Below are 20,523 nucleotides of genomic sequence, written 5' to 3'. Positions count from 1 at the left end.
GGTGCCTTAAGCGACTAGTTTATGTACTTCGTCAACCACATCCGATACCGTGCGTACCTGCTTAAAGGCTTCAGGTTCGATCTTTTTACCGGTGATTTCACGCAGCTTCACGACTAAGTCGACGGCATCAATGCTATCGAGATCGAGATCTTCATACAAGCTGGCTTGCATGGAGATATCATCGGCTTCAATTTCAAAGTCGTTTTCTAAAATGCCACGTAATACGTCGTAAATTTCAGCAGCGGTTTTCATGTCTTCTTCACTCTTAGGCGTTGTTGCGGGATTGTTCGATAAACTCGGCGAGCGCATTAATTGAGGCAAAATGCGCTTTGGTTTGCTCTGAATTGGCATCAATTTTCACATTAAACTCTTTTTTAATCGCCAAGCCGAGTTCTAAAGCATCGATGCTATCTAGACCAAGGCCGTCAACAAACAAAGGTTCGCTGTCATCAATGTCATCAACGCTGACATCTTCCAGGTCTAAACTGTTTATAATTAGTTGTTTTAGTTGTAGTTTTAACTCATTCATAATTTTTCTACTTGGTTATGAAAATAGGTTTGCAAATACCGAGTCAGCGCGCGCGACTGCACACTTACCGGTTGTTCATCTTGCAGCCATGGCTGCGGCTGCTCTTTGGCAACTTGCAGATGCATGTGCGCTTTCACGGGCGCCACTCGATACCAAGGCACCCCTTTGGTTAAGGTGCTCGGCTGCATTGTAATTAACACCGCCCTTATCGGACATTGTGCTCGTAAAGCAATATTTGCCGCTCCACGCTTAAAACGGTTCAGTCTGCCACCGTGAGAGCGCGTACCTTCCGGAAATATAATGAGATTATTACCTTGTGCTAAAGAGCGCTCACAATCTTCGAGCAGACCTTGTGGGTCGGCATTACTTATATAGCCAGTGCTTTTTATCACGCCACGCATAAACGGGTTTTTAAATAAGTGGGCTTTAACAACACAATCAGCATTGGGAATGGCAGATATCAGCACCACTACGTCAATTAGGCTGGGGTGATTGGCCAACACCAACTCCCCTTTTAGCGTTTTCAGCACCTGTTTGTCATACACGTGAAAACCAATAACGCCCAAGGTATCCATCAATGCCACGAAGAAGCGAAAGCTATAATGCACCACTTTTCGAGCCCGAGCTTGACGCACATGTGGGTCTTGATAACACACACGCTGCAACGGGAAGACCAATACACTGAGCACGACACCGCCAAGACCAAAGACACTGAAACAAAAACCAGTGCCTAGCACACGCCAACAATAGTTCAGTTTACCGAGCATAATGCCAACGCCACTTTCCTATATCTATCGACTGATTGTGGATTGCGGCGTGCGCAAACCGTAACGCCGATAAAGACGGTTCTGGTTGAGCATCAAGCAACTCTTGAAGGTCATAGCCATGCCCATTGATATTTTTTTTCAGTACTAGGGCAACACAATGATCCACCTGTTCTTCGTCAGCGTATTGCGCGTATATGTCAGGGAGTGCCCTATCCACATGAAGAAGTAAAACACGCTCAGTATCACCACTGTGTAACTGCAAGTAAGCTTCGATGAGCGCACTTGAGAAAGTGCTCAGACCACCTGCAATCGCACTTACTGCAGCGGTATTGTTTGTTAGAATTGATAACAAACCGGAAACTGCATTATGTACGGAAAGACCAAATTGAGTTGGCGATAATGGCTGCTGCTCAACTAATTGCTCGAGTAAGTCAGACGTTTTGTGTAAATCGCCGTGACGCGAGGAGAACACAACAGGCATTGCGTGTGCATCTGTATTGACCATGTTGGCACAGCTAAGCGCCATTTTCGCAAATAAGCTCAGACGCCGGCGCTGCATCGGCTTCACCCAGCAGACATCAATGTCGCTGTTAATTGTTGCCAAAGAAGCAATAACGTCTGTCATTACTGGGTCTTTGACCTGCGCCGTCGGCGGCACATACATCGCTAACTTTTCAACAGCACACTTCATCGCTAAAGTCCGTTTTCCACAAGGGCGCAAATAGTACTGGATTGTTATTTAAATAGCAAAAAATGTAGCACTAATTAACTGCAGGTTAAGGGAGTGGAATGTCCAAGCAGTGCCCCAGCTATTGCAGGTTATCGACAAAGAAGTGAATGGCGAGTGCGCAACGCGCACTCTAACTTTGGGCGTGGTTGCTTTAGATATAGACGACGGCTTGTTTATCTATCATTTCCGGCTGCGCGTCGCCAACTAGCTCACCGCGTTGCAATTGCGCCATGAGCGCCTTACCTTGGGCTTGCTGCTGCTCGCTCAGTGGCACATATGGAAGTCTAAACACCGGTTTAACCGCTGCGGTCATCGCCAACGCGGTATTGATAGCAACCGGGTTGGGTTCGCAAAACAGCCACTGCATGAGCGGCTTAAGCTCCTCATTGCGCTGCGGTTGTGGTGTGCGCATCAAATCACAAAATAACTCAGGTATCAGGTTGGTTGTTACTGAAATCACACCGTGGGCGTCAAACTCATGGATTGCATCATGCGCTTCGTCGTCGTTGCCTGACCAGCAAGCAATGCCCTGGCGCTCGTAGGCGGCAATACGTTCATTACCACCGCACTCCTTGACGCCGACAAAGTTTTTATGCTCGGCAAGCGGAGTCATAATATCAGGAGTCAGATCCTGACCCGTACGCCCAGGGACGTTGTAAATAAAGGCAGGGCCAATATCAAGAAGGCGGTTAAAGTGCTCCTTCAACCCCGCCTCAGAGGTACGCCCATAATAAGGATTAATCTGCAACGATGCATGCATCCCTGTTGCGAACCCATAGGTGGTTGCTTTAATCGCTTCGCGGGTGTTGTTACTGCCAGTATTTCCGACTATCAATAACTTATCAGCAAACTGCGAAACACTGTGGGCAATAAGCATCAAGTGCTCTTCCCAATTCATCAGTTGACCTTCACCCGTCGTACCGCCGACCACAATACCATCAACGCCAGCGGCGATTTGTCTTTCAACTAGTTTATCAAAGGTGGATAAGCATACCTCACCCGTTTGTGTATAAGGCGTCTTTATCGCCGTGATCACACGAGCTTGGCGTATTTTTTCCATTGAGCGCATAGAAATAATCTCATTTATTCTTTTATAGCAACATTTAATCATATCCATCGCCGCAATGGCAGATGTCTATGACTGATAGACGTGTTTATGCTAACAAATTATACGCCTTGCATCTGAATTGCATTTGAACCACAATAACTGTACATATATACAGTTAACTGGTTTTACCAATGCATCTACTCGACTACCTTGAACAGTTCTACTATCGCGAAGAGTCTTTGTGTCAGCTGCTCGGTATCGAGCAAGAACAATTACAACACTGGCAACACTTACGCATATTTCCTCAGGCCAGCTATAGCCTTGAGAACAGTATTCAGTGCCACTCTTACCAAGGGATCTTTCCCTGCCAAGTATTTTGGCAGTATTATCCCGTAGCCATGCAAGATTGGGGCAGACAGCTGCAAAAGTCCGATATTGAAAGTGCTAGCACGGCATTTATTCTGTTTGCTCAACGTGCGCAGGGGGCGTTACAAAACTTGCAACAAGACGGCGTATTCATTGATGAGAGTTATACCGAAGACTTTGACGAGCGCCTCACCCACCTTTGGCAGCAATTTCTCACTGGTCAATTCGGCACACAAACTCGTAATGGGCAAATAGAAGAAATCATGCAAATGGATGCATTGCGTTATAGCATTGATACTATTACTGAGGGACTTACTGTTCACGCTCTCGACAAAACCCAACGTCAACAGTTACACCCTGTTATGAAACAGTTTTCCAAAGTGTTGATTCAGCCGCCAAGTCATGAATATGACCAGTCTTTGCGTGCTCGCTACCTGGATAAATTGACCATGAAGTACGATTTATCAGTAAAAATGTAGAGTGGCTGTGCTACATCACGTGCTTACAAGTATTAGCATCAGGTCAGTACGCCTTTAAATAACTTGGCGCGCTCAGCCCTGTTTATTTGCTAATGAGGATGCAAAATAACGCACCCGCCTCTACTAAAACAGCTCTTCAATGCTAAACATCACTGTGCATGGCTTCTGGCCTGCGCGTTGTAATAAACACGTCAAACAGATTCTCGTCAAACAAATGAGAATTAGTTGCAACAACCTCAATCAAGTGATACGTTATCACATAATTAAGGAGGTATTGCTATGAAACCTAATATTCACCCTCGCTACCAAAAAGTGGCCTTTCATGATACATCAGCTGATCAATACTTTGTGATTGGTTCAACCATTCACACTGACAGAACCGTAACCCTTGATGGCGTTTCCTACCCTTACGTCGCTATTGATATTTCTAGTGCGTCTCACCCCTTCTACACCGGCAAACAAAAAGCCGTAGGTAAAGATGGCCGTATAGCTCAGTTTAACCGTCGTTTTAAAGGCTTAGGAGCAAGAAAATGAAAGTATTGAGCTCGTTAAAAAGCGCCAAGAGTCGCCCCGGTACGCAAGTGGTAAAACGTCGCGGCCGCGTATTCGTTATTTGCAAATCCAACCCTCGCTTTAAAGCAGTGCAAGGAAAAGGCGGCAAAAAGCGCAAATAATGTAAAAGTGGTGCGTAAATAGCCAATTGACTGTTTACGTACCAGTCTAAACTTTACTGTTTGTGGCCCTATGCATACACTTAAATCTCTTCCGCTATTGCATGGTCACAATGAAGTATCTTCTGTTTACACTGCTCTGTTATATCGCCCTCACCTTTATCAGCCCCCAAGTCGAGGCGCAAACTGCATCACCAGCGCTAAAAGTCTACTTTGTGAATCCCGGTCATCAATTTAATAATGCCACGGGGTTGTTTTGGCGTGATGTGAGCTCTGCCATGAACAGCGTCGCAGAAGATTTAAATATCGAATTGACGGTGAGTTACGCCAACCGAAACCACATCTTAATGAAGTCGCAGCTACGCCAAGCAATGAGCAGTGATGCCGACTACCTTGTTGTGGTTGACGAAAAGAAGGCGGTAACACAGTGGCTCAATGGCTCTCCCGAAATCACCAAGCCTATTTTGTTTATATTTAACGCCCCAGATGACGAGGTATTAGAAACTAAACCACAATGGTTCATTGGTTATCTTGCCCCCAATAACTTCGACGCAGGCTATCAGTTGGCAAATGCTTTATACCACATAGCGAAGTCGCGCTTTGCTCATGGCACAACCCTCAACTTATTAGCTCTGCATGGAGATTACAGCACTGACTCGGCAATCAGCCGCAAGCATGGCTTAGAACTTTTCTTACGCCAGCACCGCGATATTAAATTAGTACACAGCGATGTCGCTAATTGGTCTCAAGAGGAAGGGTTTCGAAAAAGTATCCGAGCCCTAGCCCGGTTCAAAGAAATTAATATGGTGTGGGCGGCCAATGACCCCATCGCCAACGGTGTTGTGCGTGCTGCCCGTAATGCTCGGGGAGAGACGCAGCCTGTTATCGGCGGTATCAATTGGGACAAGGTCCCAAGCAATGTCAGTGCAGATGTATCTGTCGGCGGGCATGTACTGTTAGGAGCCGCTGCGCTTATTGCTCTTTACGACGCCCATATACTTGAGCAGCCCTTCGGCTCTGATGCCAATTACCCAATATTCGCCGCCAATGATCCGCAATTTACGCCCCTTATTAATGCGTTGCACAATAAGGGACTAGGGGATATCGACTTTACTCGGTTTAGCAAAACTGCAGCGCAACCGTTAGATTTCACTTTATCCAACCTCGCGCAATGCTTAGCATCGCGCTGCCCTTAAAAACGAGTATTAATCGTTAGCCGAACAATAGCTCCCAGAAGCCTGGCGGTTCATGCAGCTCATGATACTTTTTACGCAGCGTATCAATGTCTTTAAGGGTTTCACGGGCAGCCTCAAGTTGCCCTTGAGCAAGTTGTTGCTCAGCCGAGGCTATACGCTCAAGCACCTTATCCAACCCCTGTTGTGATTGCTCTGCTGCTTTTGAGAAGCGTGCTCGTTTGGCCTCTTGTACACGCTCTTTCAGGTCCTTCAGAGCATTACTCATGATTGTCGGTTGCTGCGCCTTCATTGCTTGTTTGTAGCTATGGCCCATGTTTTTCATCACCGCTTCAAGGTCGATCTGCTGAGATTGAGCCTGGGACAAACATGGCAAAGTAAATAAAATAAGGGCGCCGAAGCGCTTTAGTAATGGCAACATAGTTACATCTCTTGTCTTTTGAGTCGCTATTGTACCGATGCATCGACAGGACACAAGCGCCCTGTCAATCCCCTTTACACTTCGCCTCAAGCACTGTCGGTTCACTGTCTGGCTGGGCGTAATGTAAGCGCCCCAGAGCGTGACCCACATGATAGCCATCTAACCCCGCCACCGCGACCGTTTGCAAGCTGTTGAGGTCGATATGGCCATCCTCAAACAAGGCCGGCTGCTTAAGTACCACCTGTTCAATTTCACCGATCAACATGATGGTACCGTTGTACTCTATTGGCTGCTCGCTTAGCAGCTTAACGCTATAACAAAGCTGACTCTCGGCCACACTGGGCGCGGGGCAATCACCAATAAATTCGGCAGTGAGGCCAGTGGCTGAGAACTCACTCTCACCTGCTGGGTATTTGGCCGATGTTTGATGCGCCTGCTGCCAAAAGGACTGGTGAACTTGGTTCAAGGTGTACCAACCGGTTTCCCGAATATTGGCCAGAGTGTGGCGCTCGACCACGTCAGGGCGCATGATCATCCCCACCAGCGGGGGCTGCGCCCCTAGGTGTACCACTGAGCTGACAATGGCAAGGTTATGCCGCCCTTGATGATCTGCTGTGCCCACTAAATTGGCACTTTTATAACCAGACAAAGAGTTAATAAAATGAGCGCGATACCGCGATGGCATCTGCTCAATGTCGTGTTTACTAAAATGCATAAAAACGCTCTTTATAATTAAAATTGAATAGCAGATTTGTCCCAATCAAAGTAGCCACACTCAGGTAAGTCCTGCGTTTCCAAAGTGAGCTCGCGCAGCCGCTGAGCCACAAAAGTAGGCGTAAACAACTTGTGCTCGGGAACATTTTTTTGAAAAGGTTTAGACAGTGGCGTGTCTGTGGTGCCAGGATGAAACAACACGAATTTTGCTTGTTTGTGGGTGCGTCGCACCTCCACAGAAGCGGTTTTCACTAACATATTCAGCGCCGCCTTGGAGGCCCGATAACTGTACCATCCTCCCAATCGGTTATCGCTAATGCTGCCAACTCGGGCGCTAAAAATGGTTACCACAGACGGTTCATTACGAGGGACCAATACCGGTGTATGCTTAAGCCACAACATGGGAACGAGGGTGTTGGCTCTTATCACCTCACTGAATTGCTGTTCATTAAAGGCCGATAAGGATTTTTCTGGAGCCACGCCTTGGCCATGCAAAACGCCATTGCAGATGTAGATATAGTCAAATTGCTGCCCGTTGAGCTCCTTCACCCATTCATTAATAGCCTCATCATCATAATCAACGAGGTAATGCGGGCTGCGCTCAAGGCCACTGCGTGAAACCGATGTAACCTCCACCTGTTGCTGTTCAAGCTCCTCAATAAGGGCTTTCGCAATTGCGCTGGAAGCGCCGATGATCAACGCCTGTTTCATGTCTTGGGATTGCGACATTGGTTATTCGCACACTGACTAGGCATTAATAACCGAGAAACAGGGAGGCGATAACGAGCGAAGAGTCGGTAAGCGATATCCGCAAACCATTTAATGACCGGCCAGCGTAAAACAGCCAGCCATCGCATCTTGCCGACTTGTCGCCACACTCGCACTGTGGCATCTAAACCGAGGTACAATTGCCCCTGTTCGTCCACGGCATGCAAAATACGATTAGCAGCGCTGAATTGCACCTGCGGATAAGCGGCCATGGTATGACTATCGTGAATATCAACGAGCTGAACTTCATCTTGCATATCCGCTTTTTTTAATTTCCTCATTTCCGCCACACACAGCGGACATTGCGCATCATAGAATAAGGTGATCATACTTACCTCCGCAAACAAATACGCACCATAGATGGGAGAGGATCAAAAAAGCCCTTGGCCGGAGCTCAAGGGCTTGTGTGATGCGTTGGCATCTATCAGTTAACTAGCATTACGCAACGTCGTGGTTTCGCCATCGGCGCGCTCACCATTAGGAGTTAATAAGTTCATATCGTAATCAAACTCATCAACACGAATAGCCAGCTCACGCTTGTTGTTATAGTCAATCAGTGACGCGTACTGCTGCGCGTCAATAACGCTTGCCGCTAACGCGTTGTCGAGAGTTTCGCTAAAGCGTACGCCTGAGCGGATCTGCTTCGACTTAATAGCCTTGCGCACTTTCGCTAGGCTGTCTAGGTTAGCTAGTTTTGCTTTGTAAGCTTGCTCATTAATGTCATGGCCATCACCTGGCGTTGGCTTAACGAGATGCGTCAGTTGCGCTTTAATATTGGTATCAAGCTGTGCTTGCTTCGCCAGCTCACGTACCAACTCGTCGCCGATAGCAGGCATTTTGTAGCCATACTGCCATGTCAAAAAGCGCATAAACTTACGCGTACCAGACGCAGGGAAGTTATCCAAGAATGCATGCAATGCCTTTTCCGCCTGCTGCAACGCCCAACGAGTTGCATAGTGGAAGTAAGGAGCTGCTTGCTCTCTATCCTCAGCACTGACTTTTTGCTCATAGTATTTAATGGATGCCATAGCTGCATACATGTAGCTCATCACGTCACCTAAACGCGCTGACAACATTTCTGCTTGCTTAAGCTTGCCACCTAACACCAATAGCGAGAAATCGGCGTATACTGCTAAACGAGAGGATAGCTTATGTACCGCTTTTTCATATTCACGCACCTCTGGCAAGTTTGACTGACTTGACGCAGTGAACGGGAGCATACCGTGCTTAAATGCACGAAGTGCGTTTGCTGTGCTGTAACCCACAGTTTTGCGCAAAATGCGATTGAACGTCGCGTCGGCATCTTTTTCCTGTGAGTGAATCGCCTCAACCATGTTTTGCAGGTACGGGTGACAACGCATTACACCTTGACCAAAGATCATCAGGTTGCGCGTCAAAATGTTTGCGCCTTCAACGGTGATAGCGATAGGCTGCGCCACAAAGCCGCTAGCTAGGGTGTTTTGCGGGCCGCGTTGAATTGCTTTACCGGCCTGAATATCCATTGCTGAATTAAGCACATCGCGACCAATTTCAGTCATGTGGTATTTGGCAATCGCGGTTACCACTGATGGCTTCAAGCCCATGCCAAGTCCTTCGGTGGTCAGCACTCGCATGGCTTCTTGCAAATAAGTTTTACCGGCAATATCCGCGAGTTTTTCCTGGATACCCTCAAATTGGCCAATAGCCAAGCCGAACTGCTCACGCACAGCGGCGTATTCTGCCGCGCCTTTAAAGGATACTTGTGATACCGATACGCCCAGTGCAGGTAGTGAAATACCGCGTCCTGCGCCTAAACAGCTCACCAGCATTTGCCAACCACGACCAATATTCTGTTGTCCGCCGATGATGAACTCCATCGGGATAAAGACTTTCTCGCCGCGTGTCGTGCCATTATAAAAACGCACGCCCATCGGGTCGTGACGGTTGCCTAATTGTACGCCGGGGTGGTCATGAGGAATAAGCGCACAAGTGATACCTAGGTTTTCTTTGCCACCGAGTAGCCCGTCAGGGTCTACTACTTTGAACGCCAAACCAAGTACAGTCGCGATAGGGGCTAGGGTGATATAGCGTTTGTCCCAAGTGACCTCAAGACCCAATACTTTCTTACCCTCAAACTCACCTTCTTTAACCACACCAATATCCGGAATACCACCGGCGTCAGAGCCGGCCTCAGGGCTAGTTAGCGCGAAACAAGGAATGTCGCGGCCATCAGCTAGGCGTGGTAAATAGTGATTTTGTTGCTCGTCAGTGCCGTAGTGAAGCAGTAACTCACCTGGGCCTAGAGAGTTAGGCACCATGACCGTCACTGCCACCGCCGAGGATTTCGTTGAGATTGTCGCAACGATGGTAGAGTTTGCATATGGGCTAAACTCTAAACCGCCAAACTTTTTCGGGATGATTAACGAGAAAAAGCGCTCTTTTTTAAGAAATTCTAGAATATGCTCAGGGAGATGATTACCCGATTGGATTTCGGTCTCGTCAATCATCTCAAGCAATTGTGCCACTGGGCCGTCGAGGAATGCCTGCTCTTCGGCACTCAAGGTTGCCGCTGGCACATCGCGCAGGGCAGCAAAGTCAGGTTTACCCCGGTAAATCGAGCCCTCTAACCAAACATCACCAGCGTCTAGCGCCTCTTGCTCGGTAACAGAAATACTCGGAAGGATTTTTTTCAATTTAGTACGTAAGCTCATAACCAACTCATCAGACCAGTTAATTTACCCACTATTACGGCATAAAAATACAAACAGATCAATTGGTCCAACCAGTTTTTTAACAGAAATTTCAATTCCCATTTAAGTTGGTGCAATTAACATATTGAAATTAAATGGCTTTAAGCGCACAGGTGTACGCTGAATTTTTTTGTTATTTATCTTGGTATCGGCTGAGACGAAAAAGCAGGCGGGCTGTAAATCAAAACAATACCCAAAAGCTCGGGTAGTTAAGATAAGGAAAAGGCACAGAGCCGGTGCTAGAAGGCACCGAATTTTACTGGGAGCAACTGTGCTAACACATCAGGTGCAATTGCCAGCTCAACGCCTCGCTTGCCTGCGCTGACATAAATACGTGGCTGTTGTAGTGCACTTTGATAAACAAAAGTCGGCAAGCGCTTTTTTTGCGCAAATGGGCTGACTCCCCCAAGCACATAGCCGGTAATACGCTCAACTTCACTCGCACTGGCCATCGCCACCTTTTTACACCCCACTAATTTTGCCAGCGCTTTGGTATCGACCGTGCGATTGACTGTCGTAATGGCGACAACATAATCATTATTCGCGGTTTTAAGAACCAAGGTTTTGAACACGCTTTCACAATCTAGAGAGAGCTTGGCAACGACTTCCTGGCCGTAATTGTCAGCCTGAGGGTCATGGCTAAAACTGAGCAACTCGTATGCGTGTTTGTGCTTTTCCAATAGGGTCACAGCGGGGGTCATAGTGTGTCCGTATCTCTATCATCTGTAACTTAAAGCATACTGCGGGGTTAGCTCTTTGTCTATGTTTCAGAACCTAGCTAACTATATGATAACAAGGCTCTTATGTTAATTCTGTGTAACTTTAATCTAAGTTTCATAAAAGCTTCGTTAGGATGTCATGAAATCACTCATAAGGGGTTGTCTGCGTATTGATTAAGTGAGCCTCGAGGGATATGATAATAGCTATCATTTACACTTATACTTTTCGGTAATCTAATTATGAAACCATGGTCACACTCTATAAAACTTGCGGGCCTTGGCCTTGTTCTAGCCTCTGCCTTAGCCACTCAACCTGCCTTTGCAAACGGCCCAATCGGTGAGCACGTAAATCACCTACAGGAAAACTTAAAAGACTATTCAGAAGAAGTTGAATGGATGGTTGGCAAGGTTGATACCCTAGTCGGTAAATATGAACAGCAAGGCAAGAAGTCAGTAAACAGTGATGAGCTCATTGAATACTGGGAATCGGTTAAGTTCCACAGTGCCATTGAAACTAATTATGTGCCGGTTTATGCCTCGATTTGGCAAGGTTTGTACGGTGTAAAAATGGCCATTGATAATGGCGAACCTAGCAGCAACGTGCGTACCCAACAACAAGCCATGAATGCAGCCTTGTGGCAGGGTCTTGGGGCTGTTAAACTTGCCGCGCAGTACCAACAAAAGGGCTTGCTTGAGAGCGTTAAAACCACAGCAACGGAGTCCATGACCCAAAGTGCCACCATTGTTGAAATCAAGCACAAACTGGACCGCGTGGTTGCCAAATACGCAGAGCGCCTTAACGAAGAAGCGACTAGCATTGTCCACGATACCTACTTGCACCTTTTTGAAGGCGTAGAGGGCACGCTGATTGAGCAAGACGCTAACCTCGTTGAAGTACTAGAAAAAGATTTTAACGTTACGCTGCCTAAAGCCATCGCTGATGATAAAGGCGTTGATGCGGTGCGCAACGTTGTCATTGATATGCAAACAAAATTAGACCGCGCTAAGGCGTTGATTGAGAAAGCCGAAAAAGCACGTAAGGATGTATTTTAAGTGAAGCGTAGGACCTTTATTCAAGGCCTAGCTGCGTTAGGGGTGGCAGGTGCCTTGCCGCTGCCTCTGTCACGTGCATTTGCCGCGACCACAGCCAGTCCTGTTTCTGTTGATCAGTTACCGCGTTTAGAGGGGAAGCTGACGCTTTACCTCGGTCGCGGTGAAGGTGGCCTGTATGAAAACGTGCTACAAGCCATCCAAGACAAAAACCCCAAACTAGAGCTTGGGATCCGTCGTGGTCCGACTGCCGCTTTGGCAAATACTATTGTAGCCGAGGCCAAAATGGGCGTGCAGCGCGCCGATTTGTTCTGGGCCGTCGACTCTGGCGCTATAGGTCTGGTCACCGATGCAGGCTTAGCTCACCCCCTACCTGATGATCTGTCTGCCCAGCTTCAGCCCCAATTCCGTTACCCTGGTTGGGCACCGGTGACTGGCAGGGTTCGCACTCTACCCTACAACACTGAGCGTCTAAGTGCTGAGCAGATCCCAACAGATATTATGGATATTGCCGAGAGCGACTTGAGCATCGGTTGGGCACCCGCTTACGCTTCGTTCCAATCATTTGTCACGGCCATGCGCCTCATAGAAGGTGATGACAAAACCGCTAAATGGTTAAAGAAGGTGCAAAAACGCGCCAAATCCTATGCTGGCGAACTGGGCGTAGTAATGGCGGTTGAACGCGGTGAGGTAGATATTGGTTTTGCTAACCATTATTACACCTTAAGGTTGAAATCCGGTAAGCCCGATGCCAATTTAGCGTTAGCCTTTACCAATAATGATGCTGGCTGTTTAGTCAATGCCTCTGGTATTTTGGCTCTGAGCGAAGACCCATTAGCAGTGAACTTTATGCGCTACTTACTAAGCGCCGAAGTGCAAAGTTATCTCGCCAAAGAAGCCTATGAAATTCCACTTATAAGCGGTGTTTCGCAGCCACAAGGGCTGCCACCACTGGCTAGTATTTCACCACCCAAAGTAGACTTAACACAACTAGCAGATTTGCGACCGACTCTCGATTTAATGCGCGCCAGCGGTGTGTTGTAATGCGCCTACCTGCGTCTTACCCTCTAGCGCTGCTCGCGGCGCTAGTTGCCCTAACCCCTGTGTATGTGCTGCTGAGCTTAGCAAGTGACGCTAACACCCTATTTGACAGTCATAATCTCGAGATTCTCGGCAACACCTTAGCGCTAATGGCATTGACCGTGTTGGGCTCCATCCTTATCGGCGTGCCTTTGGCGTTTATAAGCGCTTATGTGCACTTACCACTGAAAAAATTCTGGTTAGTGCTGTTTGCCGCTCCCCTCGCTATCCCGAGTTATATCGGTGCATTTACCTTGTATGCCGCATTCGGTCCCGGTGGCGAAATAGAAGGGTTGTTTGGCCTGACCACCGCGCCTATGTATGGTCTCAGCGGCGCAGCGATAGTGATGACCCTTTATACCTTTCCTTTTGTGATGATGACCACCCGCTCGTCGCTATTAAGCTTAGATGCCAGTATGGTCAACGCTGCGCGCACTTTAGGAATGTCCATGACCGGCAGTATTTTTAAGGTGATTTTACCGCGCGTGGTCAATGGTATCGCCGCCGGCTCGCTACTGGTGGCACTGTATACCTTATCCGATTTTGGCACCCCAGCGATGATGCGCCTGGATACCTTCACCCGCGTTATCTACGTTGAATACAATGCCTTTGGCCTAAACCGAGCAGCAATGTTGTCATTACAGTTGATGTGCATTGTTGGCTTTTTATTGTTTTTAGAATCACAGATAAAAACCGCCACCGAGCGCCATGGTCGTGCGCTTGTCCTGTTCCCCAGTCGCTTGCAATTAATGGGTTTATTTACCATTTTCACACCTATTCTGATGCTTGCTATTGGTTTGCCTTTAGCTATTTTTATGCTTTGGCTCGCCCGTGATGGCGTTGCCGATTTTGACATAAATATCGCCTGGAACTCGGCGTATGCGTCGATTATAGCCGCGCTCACCGCCGTGACTGTCGCCATCCCCGTTGCCCATGCGGCACTGACCGGCAAAGCCGGGCGTATTATGGAGCGCGTCACCTACTTTGGTTTTGGTATTCCCGGAATTGTTATGGGCACAGCATTGGTTTATGGTGGCCTGCAATTACCCCTGCTCTATCAAACCCTCGCTTTATTAGTGATTGCCTATGTACTGCGCTTTCTCCCTTTAGCCGTAGGTAGCATTCGTACCAGCACTGAACATTTGGATGGCAGTTTAGTCAAATCGGCGCGTGTATTAGGTGCTTCTCCGAGGGAGGCCTTTATGCGCGTGACTTTGCCCCTGACTGCACGCGGCATTGTCGCTGGTGCTGCACTGGTATTTTTAGAGTCTATGCGCGAGCTCGAAGCAACTTTATTGCTTGGTCCAACTGGCTTTGAGACCCTGTCTACCTACCTATGGCGAGTGTATGAGGCCGGATATTTTGGTCGCGCAGCAATTCCAGGGCTACTTCTAGTAGTGATCTCCGCCGGCGGCCTCGCTATTATGCTTTCAGGCGAGAAACGCAGCAGTTAAACGTGAAGAGGAAACCTAAACATGCTATCTGTAAGTAAGCTGTCTATCGATTACGGTAGCAATCGCGTTGTCAGTGAACTCGACCTGGCCCTTGATAAAAGCGAAATTTTGATGCTCGTAGGCCCCACAGGCTGTGGAAAAAGCACGATTTTACAGGCCCTCGCCGGGCTTATTCCCATCAGTGAGGGGCAAATCGATGTTGGCAAGTGGCGCGCTACCCCCACGCAAACAGTGCCTCCTGAAAAACGCAGCGTAGGTATGGTATTCCAAGACTTTGCGCTGTTCCCACACTTAAATGTGCAGCAAAATATTTGCTTTCGTTTAAAAGACCACACCTTGGCCGATCATTGGATTGACTTACTTGGCCTTCAGGCATTTCGCGATAAAAAGCCAGCCACCCTCTCCGGCGGCCAAAAACAGCGTGTTGCCCTGGCCCGCACTTTGGCGCATCAACCGGATTTTGTGCTACTGGATGAACCCTTATCAAATCTAGATGCAGCGCTCAAAGACACGCTGCGCTGGGATATTCGCAACGCTTTGAAAGAAGCCGGCGTGCCCGCTATTTGGGTAACCCACGACCAAGAAGAAGCACTCTCTGTGGGTGACCGCGTCGGGGTGCTCCGCGATGGTAAAATTCAACAGATTGATAGCCCAGAAAAATGCTTCAGCATGCCTAGCAATCGCTTTGTGGCACGATTTTTGGGCGAAGCAAGCTTTATTCGCGGACAACATCAACACCACCAAGCCAGTACCGCGATAGGAATAGCGCCAGTAGTAGGGATTGACGACAGCGCAGCGGAAGTAGATGTGTTGCTGCGCCCAGACGATGTGTTATTAGCGCAAGATGCAAACAACAGCAATGGTGTTGTTACTTGGGTCAGGTTTGAAGGCGGCAGCAGACTGTGCGCGATTGAACTACCCTGCAAAACCACGGTGACCAGCCGCGTGAGCCATGAAATGCTAGTGCGCCCTGGCGATAAAGTACATGTTTCATTAAGCACCTCACACCCATTAGCCGCATTTACAATCCAGAGTAGCACCTAGTTACGGGATAAAGTTCGCTCTCAACGCTGGTTGTGTACTAAGGTTAGTGAAGGTATACGAGCAAGTGGGTGAGAGACAATGCTGAGTCGAAATATCCGCCTTGCCAGCTTAGCGGTCGTGGCGGTACTCCTTACGTGGCTGATTTCAGGTGAGTACGATTACTGGCAGCATCAACGTCAATGTGCAGCACGCTGCGAGCAACTGACGCGTAGCGCGCCATCCGTACACGAGGTGAGATACCAAGAAGATGTGCAGTTGTGTCGTTGTTCAGACGTTACAGAACAAGCATTGCTGCTCAATTAGATACAAAAAAGCGCCTTGAGGCGCTTTTTTACTTTAACGAGCTCACCCTTACTTGGTTAAGTCATCAAAGAACTTTTTCACCCCGTCGAAGAAACCTTTCTCCTTCGGGCGCCACCTACTCCCTAAGTTTTAAAGCTCGCACCAAGGAAAGTGACCCTTCAAAAAGTTTAGTGCCAAAAGTTTGCCCACTAATTACTCGTCCCTGATTCAATTTGCTATTGTTCATACTCTTTTTTTAATACGACTACAGGCCAGGTTATATACTCTGCCTCATCAACCAGCGGCCACGATTCAGAGGCTAACCACGGTCCGTGACAATCATCTTTAATCTGCAAAGAAGCCAATTGGACTTGATCGCCATCAATCTCATAAGCGGTTAATACCCCACAATTCCCTAAACCACGATACTTATATGTGTTGACTATGCTTCCACCTGCCAAATCCCTGCGAATATTCCCCCACAGCAAAGATTGATGAAAGCGATAATAGGGTGCCGAATCCAACTTACCCGAAATAACTATTTCTATGTGGCCCGAGGCCCTGTCTGCAGATTTAAACTGTGGAAAGGCAAGCAAATTAAATTTCCCCGAATTCTTTGTGGTTTCGAGATAGAGTAATTCCCCGAAGTTATTACCCTCCATCGCACAGGTGACAATGGCCAAAAGCCGCTCGTCCCACCAACGGTGAACTGAGTAACCATGAAGTAACTCAGCCTCAAGATAGGGTTCCATGTTTTCATCACATCTATCCGGCCACTGTATTAACCGCTTCCACTGCGCGCGCGTTTCTTGCCAGGACAGTTCTACGTCTTGCTCATTTGCTAATAGCGACTGCCCGAGCAGAACGTAAAAGAATAGACAACGAATTATCCCTTTCATACTTTTCCTTGTAACAATTCACAATATTATAAGTGCACATTTATAGTGCGGCTCTATTTTAATTGTTACTCCTCTTCCTCTAATATTACTAAAGGCCAGCTTGCATAGTCGCTCTTTTTAATCAGCGGCCACAACTCTGGTGCTAGCCAAGCCTCGGTGCAATCTTCTTTGATACGTAAAGACGCCACCTGAGGCTGCCCTCCAACAATTTGGTAGGAGGTCAATATGCCGCAGCCTCCTGCACCACGATAGCGGTTCTCATTGGTAATGGTATAACCCGACATATCAGTTAAGATGCTGCCCCACACTAAAGGGCGCTGGAATTGGTAATAAGGAGCTGTCCCCAATTGACCTGACAGCACTTTTGCAATCATGGACTCCGCTGACCCTGCGGAAATAAATTGTGGGAAGACAAGCAAGGTAAACTGATTCGACGCTTTCTCCGTCTCAAGGTAAAATGTTTCGCCAAGATTATAGGTGCCTGCGGAACAAACGACACTTACTAATCGACGCCCCTCTGACCAAGGGTAAACCCAGAAGCCTTTAAAATGTTTGGAGAAACTTATGTGACTAACTCCTTCATCGCAAGCATCTGGCCATTGTATTATCTGCTTCCATTGAGCCCGAGTTTGCGGCTCAGTAACTGTGCTATTGTCGCGCTTATTATTTTGTTGCTGACTAAGCTGATTGCTAGGTGTGGCAAAGCAAGCTGAGAGGAACAAAAAGCTTGCAGCTAATAGTACCCACATACAGTATTTAGACATAATCTGTGACCCTTATTTAATTCAGCGAATAGCAGTAATTGGCTGGGCGGCCAGCCGTAACAAAAACTCTATCTTATTAGCGTATTCCGCTATTTTCTCCGCCTTATCTTTCCCATTTATAATACGTCTTGCATTTTTGTAATCTGTTTTTGTAATATTGATATAGTGCGATAATTTTTTTCTGGTGAATGAACCGTGACGCATACCATAGGAGATAACCTTATAGGCAATATCTTTTTGTAACGCTAAGTCAGGATCTATATACAGTTCATTACTGTAACCAATTGCTTTTCCTATTTTGGTATAGTTGTAATGCCACGTTAATTGGCAGTAACCACGGCCATAATAAATATTTTTATATTTCTTATTCTTTTTACCGCGAATGCCATGGCTATCAATCACTTCAATTTCGACGTCATAACGTTTACCTTGTCCCAAAAGATTCTCTCTACATGGTATAAATGAGAATTCTGTTTCAATATAGACTGTAGCCAGCATATAAGCGGCCCATCGCAAATCAGTAACATCAGCGTCAGACTGCAAAGGGGCAAAAAAACCTAAAAAGTCTTCACCTTTGCTAGTAGTCAAACCTAAATATTTTTGAAAAAAACTTTTGAAGTGTAAAGCAGTAATCGTTGCTATGCTTTCTTTAGGTACAATATCAGGGCCAAATAAAAAAGTGCGTAAGTCAGTTGGTTTTGATTTTTGTTCCGCCAGCAGCGCATTAAATGTTTTACCTCTCGGGTCGACTCTACCATCGGGCGACTTCACCTTTAGGACATTCGTTTGAAATCGTTTTATGGCACTAATTAACTCAGGTGTCACATAACCATTTACAACTAACCGAGCAAATCGCTGGTTCTGGTAATTTTCTTGGTTATTTCTTACGATTGAACTTGGCACAACCGATGTATGTAAGGCCTTTAGCTGGTCGCAAACGTTTCTTGGCCCTCTTGGGCCTATACTGAAATCCTGTTGGATACCAAGCGCAGAAGCTCGGTTAAGATCAATCTCTTTCTTAAAATAGTCTTTAAGTAATTTTTGTACGAGTGCTACATCTATAGGTTTATTTATGGCTCTTTGGCCTACGGAATTTAAAACCTCTATCTGCTGCTTAAGCTTTTGCATCTATGTTCATCCTTGTCAACGTTGTTTGCTGGGTCTTCGGGAGCTTTCTCCATAAAGCATACTCACCGCAAGAGGCTATAGTAAGATGATGTTAAAAACCTTGTCAAACGTTAAAGCAAATAAGCGAACGCTTTAATAGATTATCATCTTGTATAAACTCATAACCGCTCGCTATTCACTTTCTTTTATTAGGGTATTTTTCTTCAATTATCACAGACACTCTTGGGCGAGATCGTTTTCATTGTTGTGCTTGCTTGTGATTATGCCCAATGGTTATAGCGGATTCAGTTATTTTTTGGCACACTTAAGGCTGTTTTCTTTATAAACAAAGTAAGTTTTGCAGTGAAGAGCACATCGACAAGCTTTGTTTTTTTTAAACTAACACCGAATACAACTAATATATTCACCAGATACAAAAAAAGCGCCTCAAGGCGCTTTTTTACTTTAACGAGCTCACCCTTACTTGGTTAAGTCATCAAAGAACTTTTTCACCCCGTCGAAGAAACCTTTCTCCTTCGGGCGGTATTTTGAGCTGTCTTTGCCCAAGCTGCTTTCTAACTGCTCAAGTAGCTCGCGTTGCTCACTGTTGAGGTTCACTGGCGTTTCAATCACCACCTTACAGATTAAATCACCGACTGAACCGGAGCGCACTGACTTGACCCCTTTACCACGCATACGGAACATCTTTCCAGTTTGCGACTCTGCTGGGATTTTCAGCTTAGCACGACCATCTAGCGTTGGTACTTCAATCTCACCGCCTAACGCTGCTGTGGTAAAGCCGATAGGTACTTCACAGTACAGATTGTTGCCGTCGCGAACAAAGATAGGGTGTTCGCGTACACTCACTTGTACATAGAGATCGCCTGCAGGCGCACCATGAGCACCGGCCTCACCTTCGCCAGCAAGACGAATACGATCGCCAGTATCCACACCCGGGGGAATTTTCACCGACAATGTTTTGGTGCGCTCTACACGGCCTTGACCATGACAACTATCACAAGGGTCGGAAATAATTTGCCCTGTCCCCTGACAAGTTGGACACGTCTGTTGCACTGCGAAGAAACCTTGGCGCATTTGTACCTGCCCTGCACCATGACAAGTATGACAGGTTTTCGGTTTTGAGCCTGGTTTGGCACCTGAGCCATCACAAGGCTCACAGGCCACCCAAGTGGGCACTTTGATTTCGACGTCTTTACCACGCACAGCCTCTTCTAGGCTTAAGTCCATGTTGTAACGTAAATCGGCGCCACGTTGTTGGCGTGACTGACGACGACCGCCGCCAAAGATGTCTCCAAAGACATCCCCGAAGATGTCACCAAAATCGCCTGCGCCACCGCCAAAGCCGCCGTGGCCGCCACCGCCGCCTTGTTCAAATGCTGCATGGCCGAACTGATCATAGGTTTGGCGTTTTTGCTCATCACCGAGGACTTCATAGGCTTCTTTGACTTCTTTGAACTTATTTTCAAGCTCTTTATCGCCGGCAGTACGATCCGGGTGATATTTCATCGCCAGGCGCTTATAAGCCTTTTTAATATCTCGGTCACTGGCGTCCTTTGCTACGCCAAGGACTTCGTAATAATCGCGTTTTGACATATCTACCACTACTGTTAATAAATGCAGCAAGGCTGCAAAGTGAAAAAGGGTTTACCGTTGAGCCTTAGCCATGGCAACCCTCATTCCTAAAATCT

General features: G+C 47.2%; 24 protein-coding genes. 9 read left to right on the top strand and 15 right to left on the bottom strand.

Annotation, left to right across the window (positions count from 1 at the left end):
• Positions 1–6 precede the first annotated feature (6 nt).
• The 5 genes from FIU82_RS16620 to dapA form a co-directional block, all read right to left on the bottom strand.
• Positions 7–252, bottom strand: coding sequence for an acyl carrier protein (locus FIU82_RS16620; protein ID WP_022945170.1), 246 nt, complete (start codon positions 250–252; stop codon positions 7–9).
• A gap of 13 nt (positions 253–265) precedes the next feature.
• Positions 266–529 (bottom strand): phosphopantetheine-binding protein, encoded by a 264-nt coding sequence (locus FIU82_RS16615; RefSeq protein ID WP_045979917.1) that lies wholly within the window; start codon positions 527–529, stop codon positions 266–268.
• Positions 526–1,296: a 1-acyl-sn-glycerol-3-phosphate acyltransferase gene (locus FIU82_RS16610; RefSeq protein ID WP_138508294.1), complete on the bottom strand. Its 771-nt coding sequence runs from the start codon at positions 1,294–1,296 to the stop codon at positions 526–528. Before FIU82_RS16610 ends, FIU82_RS16615 begins: the two co-directional genes overlap by 4 nt.
• The gene (locus tag FIU82_RS16605; RefSeq protein ID WP_152441664.1) at positions 1,286–1,987 is read right to left on the bottom strand and encodes a beta-ketoacyl synthase chain length factor; all 702 of its coding nucleotides are present in this window, start codon (positions 1,985–1,987) and stop codon (positions 1,286–1,288) included. The genes FIU82_RS16610 and FIU82_RS16605 overlap by 11 nt, the downstream gene beginning before the upstream one ends.
• A 190-nt stretch (positions 1,988–2,177) precedes the next feature.
• The gene (dapA, locus tag FIU82_RS16600; RefSeq protein WP_152441663.1) at positions 2,178–3,095 is read right to left on the bottom strand and encodes a 4-hydroxy-tetrahydrodipicolinate synthase; all 918 of its coding nucleotides are present in this window, start codon (positions 3,093–3,095) and stop codon (positions 2,178–2,180) included.
• A 170-nt stretch (positions 3,096–3,265) separates the two neighbouring features.
• Between dapA and FIU82_RS16595 the strand changes: the two genes are divergently transcribed.
• From FIU82_RS16595 to FIU82_RS16580, 4 genes are all read left to right on the top strand, one after another.
• Entirely contained in the window at positions 3,266–3,919 is a 654-nt protein-coding gene (locus FIU82_RS16595) for a DUF6058 family natural product biosynthesis protein (protein WP_022945175.1), read from the top strand.
• A gap of 279 nt (positions 3,920–4,198) precedes the next feature.
• Positions 4,199–4,453 carry a type B 50S ribosomal protein L31 gene (locus FIU82_RS16590; protein WP_022945176.1) on the top strand — a complete coding sequence of 85 codons (255 nt, stop codon included), beginning with the start codon at positions 4,199–4,201 and terminating at the stop codon, positions 4,451–4,453.
• Complete coding sequence (ykgO, locus tag FIU82_RS16585; protein WP_022945177.1) at positions 4,450–4,593, top strand: type B 50S ribosomal protein L36; 144 nt, start codon at positions 4,450–4,452, stop codon at positions 4,591–4,593. Before FIU82_RS16590 ends, ykgO begins: the two co-directional genes overlap by 4 nt.
• A gap of 110 nt (positions 4,594–4,703) precedes the next feature.
• Positions 4,704–5,786, top strand: a complete 1,083-nt coding sequence (locus FIU82_RS16580) for a substrate-binding domain-containing protein (RefSeq protein WP_172972749.1) — start codon at positions 4,704–4,706, stop codon at positions 5,784–5,786.
• 16 nt (positions 5,787–5,802) lie between these two features.
• Here FIU82_RS16580 and FIU82_RS16575 read toward each other — a convergent pair whose 3' ends face one another.
• The 6 genes from FIU82_RS16575 to ybaK all read right to left on the bottom strand — a co-directional run bounded on the left by FIU82_RS16575 (position 5,803) and on the right by ybaK (position 11,116).
• A complete protein-coding gene (locus FIU82_RS16575; RefSeq protein WP_152441661.1) occupies positions 5,803–6,204 on the bottom strand; it encodes a cytochrome b562 in 402 nt (133 codons plus the stop codon).
• A gap of 64 nt (positions 6,205–6,268) precedes the next feature.
• A complete protein-coding gene (locus FIU82_RS16570) occupies positions 6,269–6,919 on the bottom strand; it encodes a flavin reductase family protein (RefSeq protein ID WP_152441660.1) in 651 nt (216 codons plus the stop codon).
• A gap of 17 nt (positions 6,920–6,936) precedes the next feature.
• Positions 6,937–7,647, bottom strand: coding sequence for an SDR family NAD(P)-dependent oxidoreductase (locus FIU82_RS16565; protein WP_152441659.1), 711 nt, complete (start codon positions 7,645–7,647; stop codon positions 6,937–6,939).
• On the bottom strand, positions 7,626–8,015 hold the full coding sequence (locus FIU82_RS16560; RefSeq protein ID WP_152441658.1) for a thiol-disulfide oxidoreductase DCC family protein: 390 nt from the start codon (positions 8,013–8,015) through the stop codon (positions 7,626–7,628). Before FIU82_RS16560 ends, FIU82_RS16565 begins: the two co-directional genes overlap by 22 nt.
• A 99-nt stretch (positions 8,016–8,114) precedes the next feature.
• Positions 8,115–10,376, bottom strand: coding sequence for an acyl-CoA dehydrogenase (locus FIU82_RS16555; RefSeq protein ID WP_022945183.1), 2,262 nt, complete (start codon positions 10,374–10,376; stop codon positions 8,115–8,117).
• 278 nt (positions 10,377–10,654) lie between these two features.
• The gene (ybaK, locus tag FIU82_RS16550) at positions 10,655–11,116 is read right to left on the bottom strand and encodes a Cys-tRNA(Pro) deacylase (RefSeq protein WP_152441657.1); all 462 of its coding nucleotides are present in this window, start codon (positions 11,114–11,116) and stop codon (positions 10,655–10,657) included.
• A 258-nt stretch (positions 11,117–11,374) separates the two neighbouring features.
• Between ybaK and FIU82_RS16545 the strand changes: the two genes are divergently transcribed.
• The 5 genes from FIU82_RS16545 to FIU82_RS16525 all read left to right on the top strand — a co-directional run bounded on the left by FIU82_RS16545 (position 11,375) and on the right by FIU82_RS16525 (position 16,065).
• Positions 11,375–12,187, top strand: coding sequence for a hypothetical protein (locus tag FIU82_RS16545; protein WP_152441656.1), 813 nt, complete (start codon positions 11,375–11,377; stop codon positions 12,185–12,187).
• Positions 12,188–13,228 (top strand): ABC transporter substrate-binding protein, encoded by a 1,041-nt coding sequence (locus FIU82_RS16540; RefSeq protein WP_152441655.1) that lies wholly within the window; start codon positions 12,188–12,190, stop codon positions 13,226–13,228.
• A complete protein-coding gene (locus FIU82_RS16535) occupies positions 13,228–14,718 on the top strand; it encodes an iron ABC transporter permease (RefSeq protein WP_152441654.1) in 1,491 nt (496 codons plus the stop codon). Before FIU82_RS16540 ends, FIU82_RS16535 begins: the two co-directional genes overlap by 1 nt.
• A gap of 21 nt (positions 14,719–14,739) precedes the next feature.
• Positions 14,740–15,762 carry an ABC transporter ATP-binding protein gene (locus FIU82_RS16530; protein ID WP_152441653.1) on the top strand — a complete coding sequence of 341 codons (1,023 nt, stop codon included), beginning with the start codon at positions 14,740–14,742 and terminating at the stop codon, positions 15,760–15,762.
• Positions 15,763–15,840: 78 nt separating this feature from the next.
• Positions 15,841–16,065, top strand: coding sequence for a hypothetical protein (locus FIU82_RS16525; protein ID WP_045979904.1), 225 nt, complete (start codon positions 15,841–15,843; stop codon positions 16,063–16,065).
• A gap of 215 nt (positions 16,066–16,280) precedes the next feature.
• Here the strand turns inward: FIU82_RS16525 and FIU82_RS16520 are convergent, their stop codons facing one another.
• The 4 genes from FIU82_RS16520 to dnaJ all read right to left on the bottom strand — a co-directional run bounded on the left by FIU82_RS16520 (position 16,281) and on the right by dnaJ (position 20,428).
• Positions 16,281–16,943 carry a DUF1176 domain-containing protein gene (locus tag FIU82_RS16520; RefSeq protein ID WP_152441652.1) on the bottom strand — a complete coding sequence of 221 codons (663 nt, stop codon included), beginning with the start codon at positions 16,941–16,943 and terminating at the stop codon, positions 16,281–16,283.
• Between the two features lie 65 nt (positions 16,944–17,008).
• Positions 17,009–17,707, bottom strand: a complete 699-nt coding sequence (locus tag FIU82_RS16515) for a hypothetical protein (RefSeq protein WP_152441651.1) — start codon at positions 17,705–17,707, stop codon at positions 17,009–17,011.
• Positions 17,708–17,728: 21 nt separating this feature from the next.
• Positions 17,729–18,835, bottom strand: a complete 1,107-nt coding sequence (locus FIU82_RS16510) for a glycoside hydrolase family 19 protein (RefSeq protein ID WP_152441650.1) — start codon at positions 18,833–18,835, stop codon at positions 17,729–17,731.
• A 459-nt stretch (positions 18,836–19,294) separates the two neighbouring features.
• Entirely contained in the window at positions 19,295–20,428 is a 1,134-nt protein-coding gene (gene dnaJ, locus FIU82_RS16505) for a molecular chaperone DnaJ (RefSeq protein ID WP_022945190.1), read from the bottom strand.
• Positions 20,429–20,523 lie beyond the last annotated feature (95 nt).

The organism is Pseudoalteromonas sp. THAF3 (assembly GCF_009363775.1).
Taxonomy (GTDB): Bacteria; Pseudomonadota; Gammaproteobacteria; order Enterobacterales; family Alteromonadaceae; genus Pseudoalteromonas; species Pseudoalteromonas ruthenica.
The sequence above is the reverse complement of the archived record's forward strand: the minus strand, read 5'-3'. Positions and strand labels throughout refer to the sequence as shown.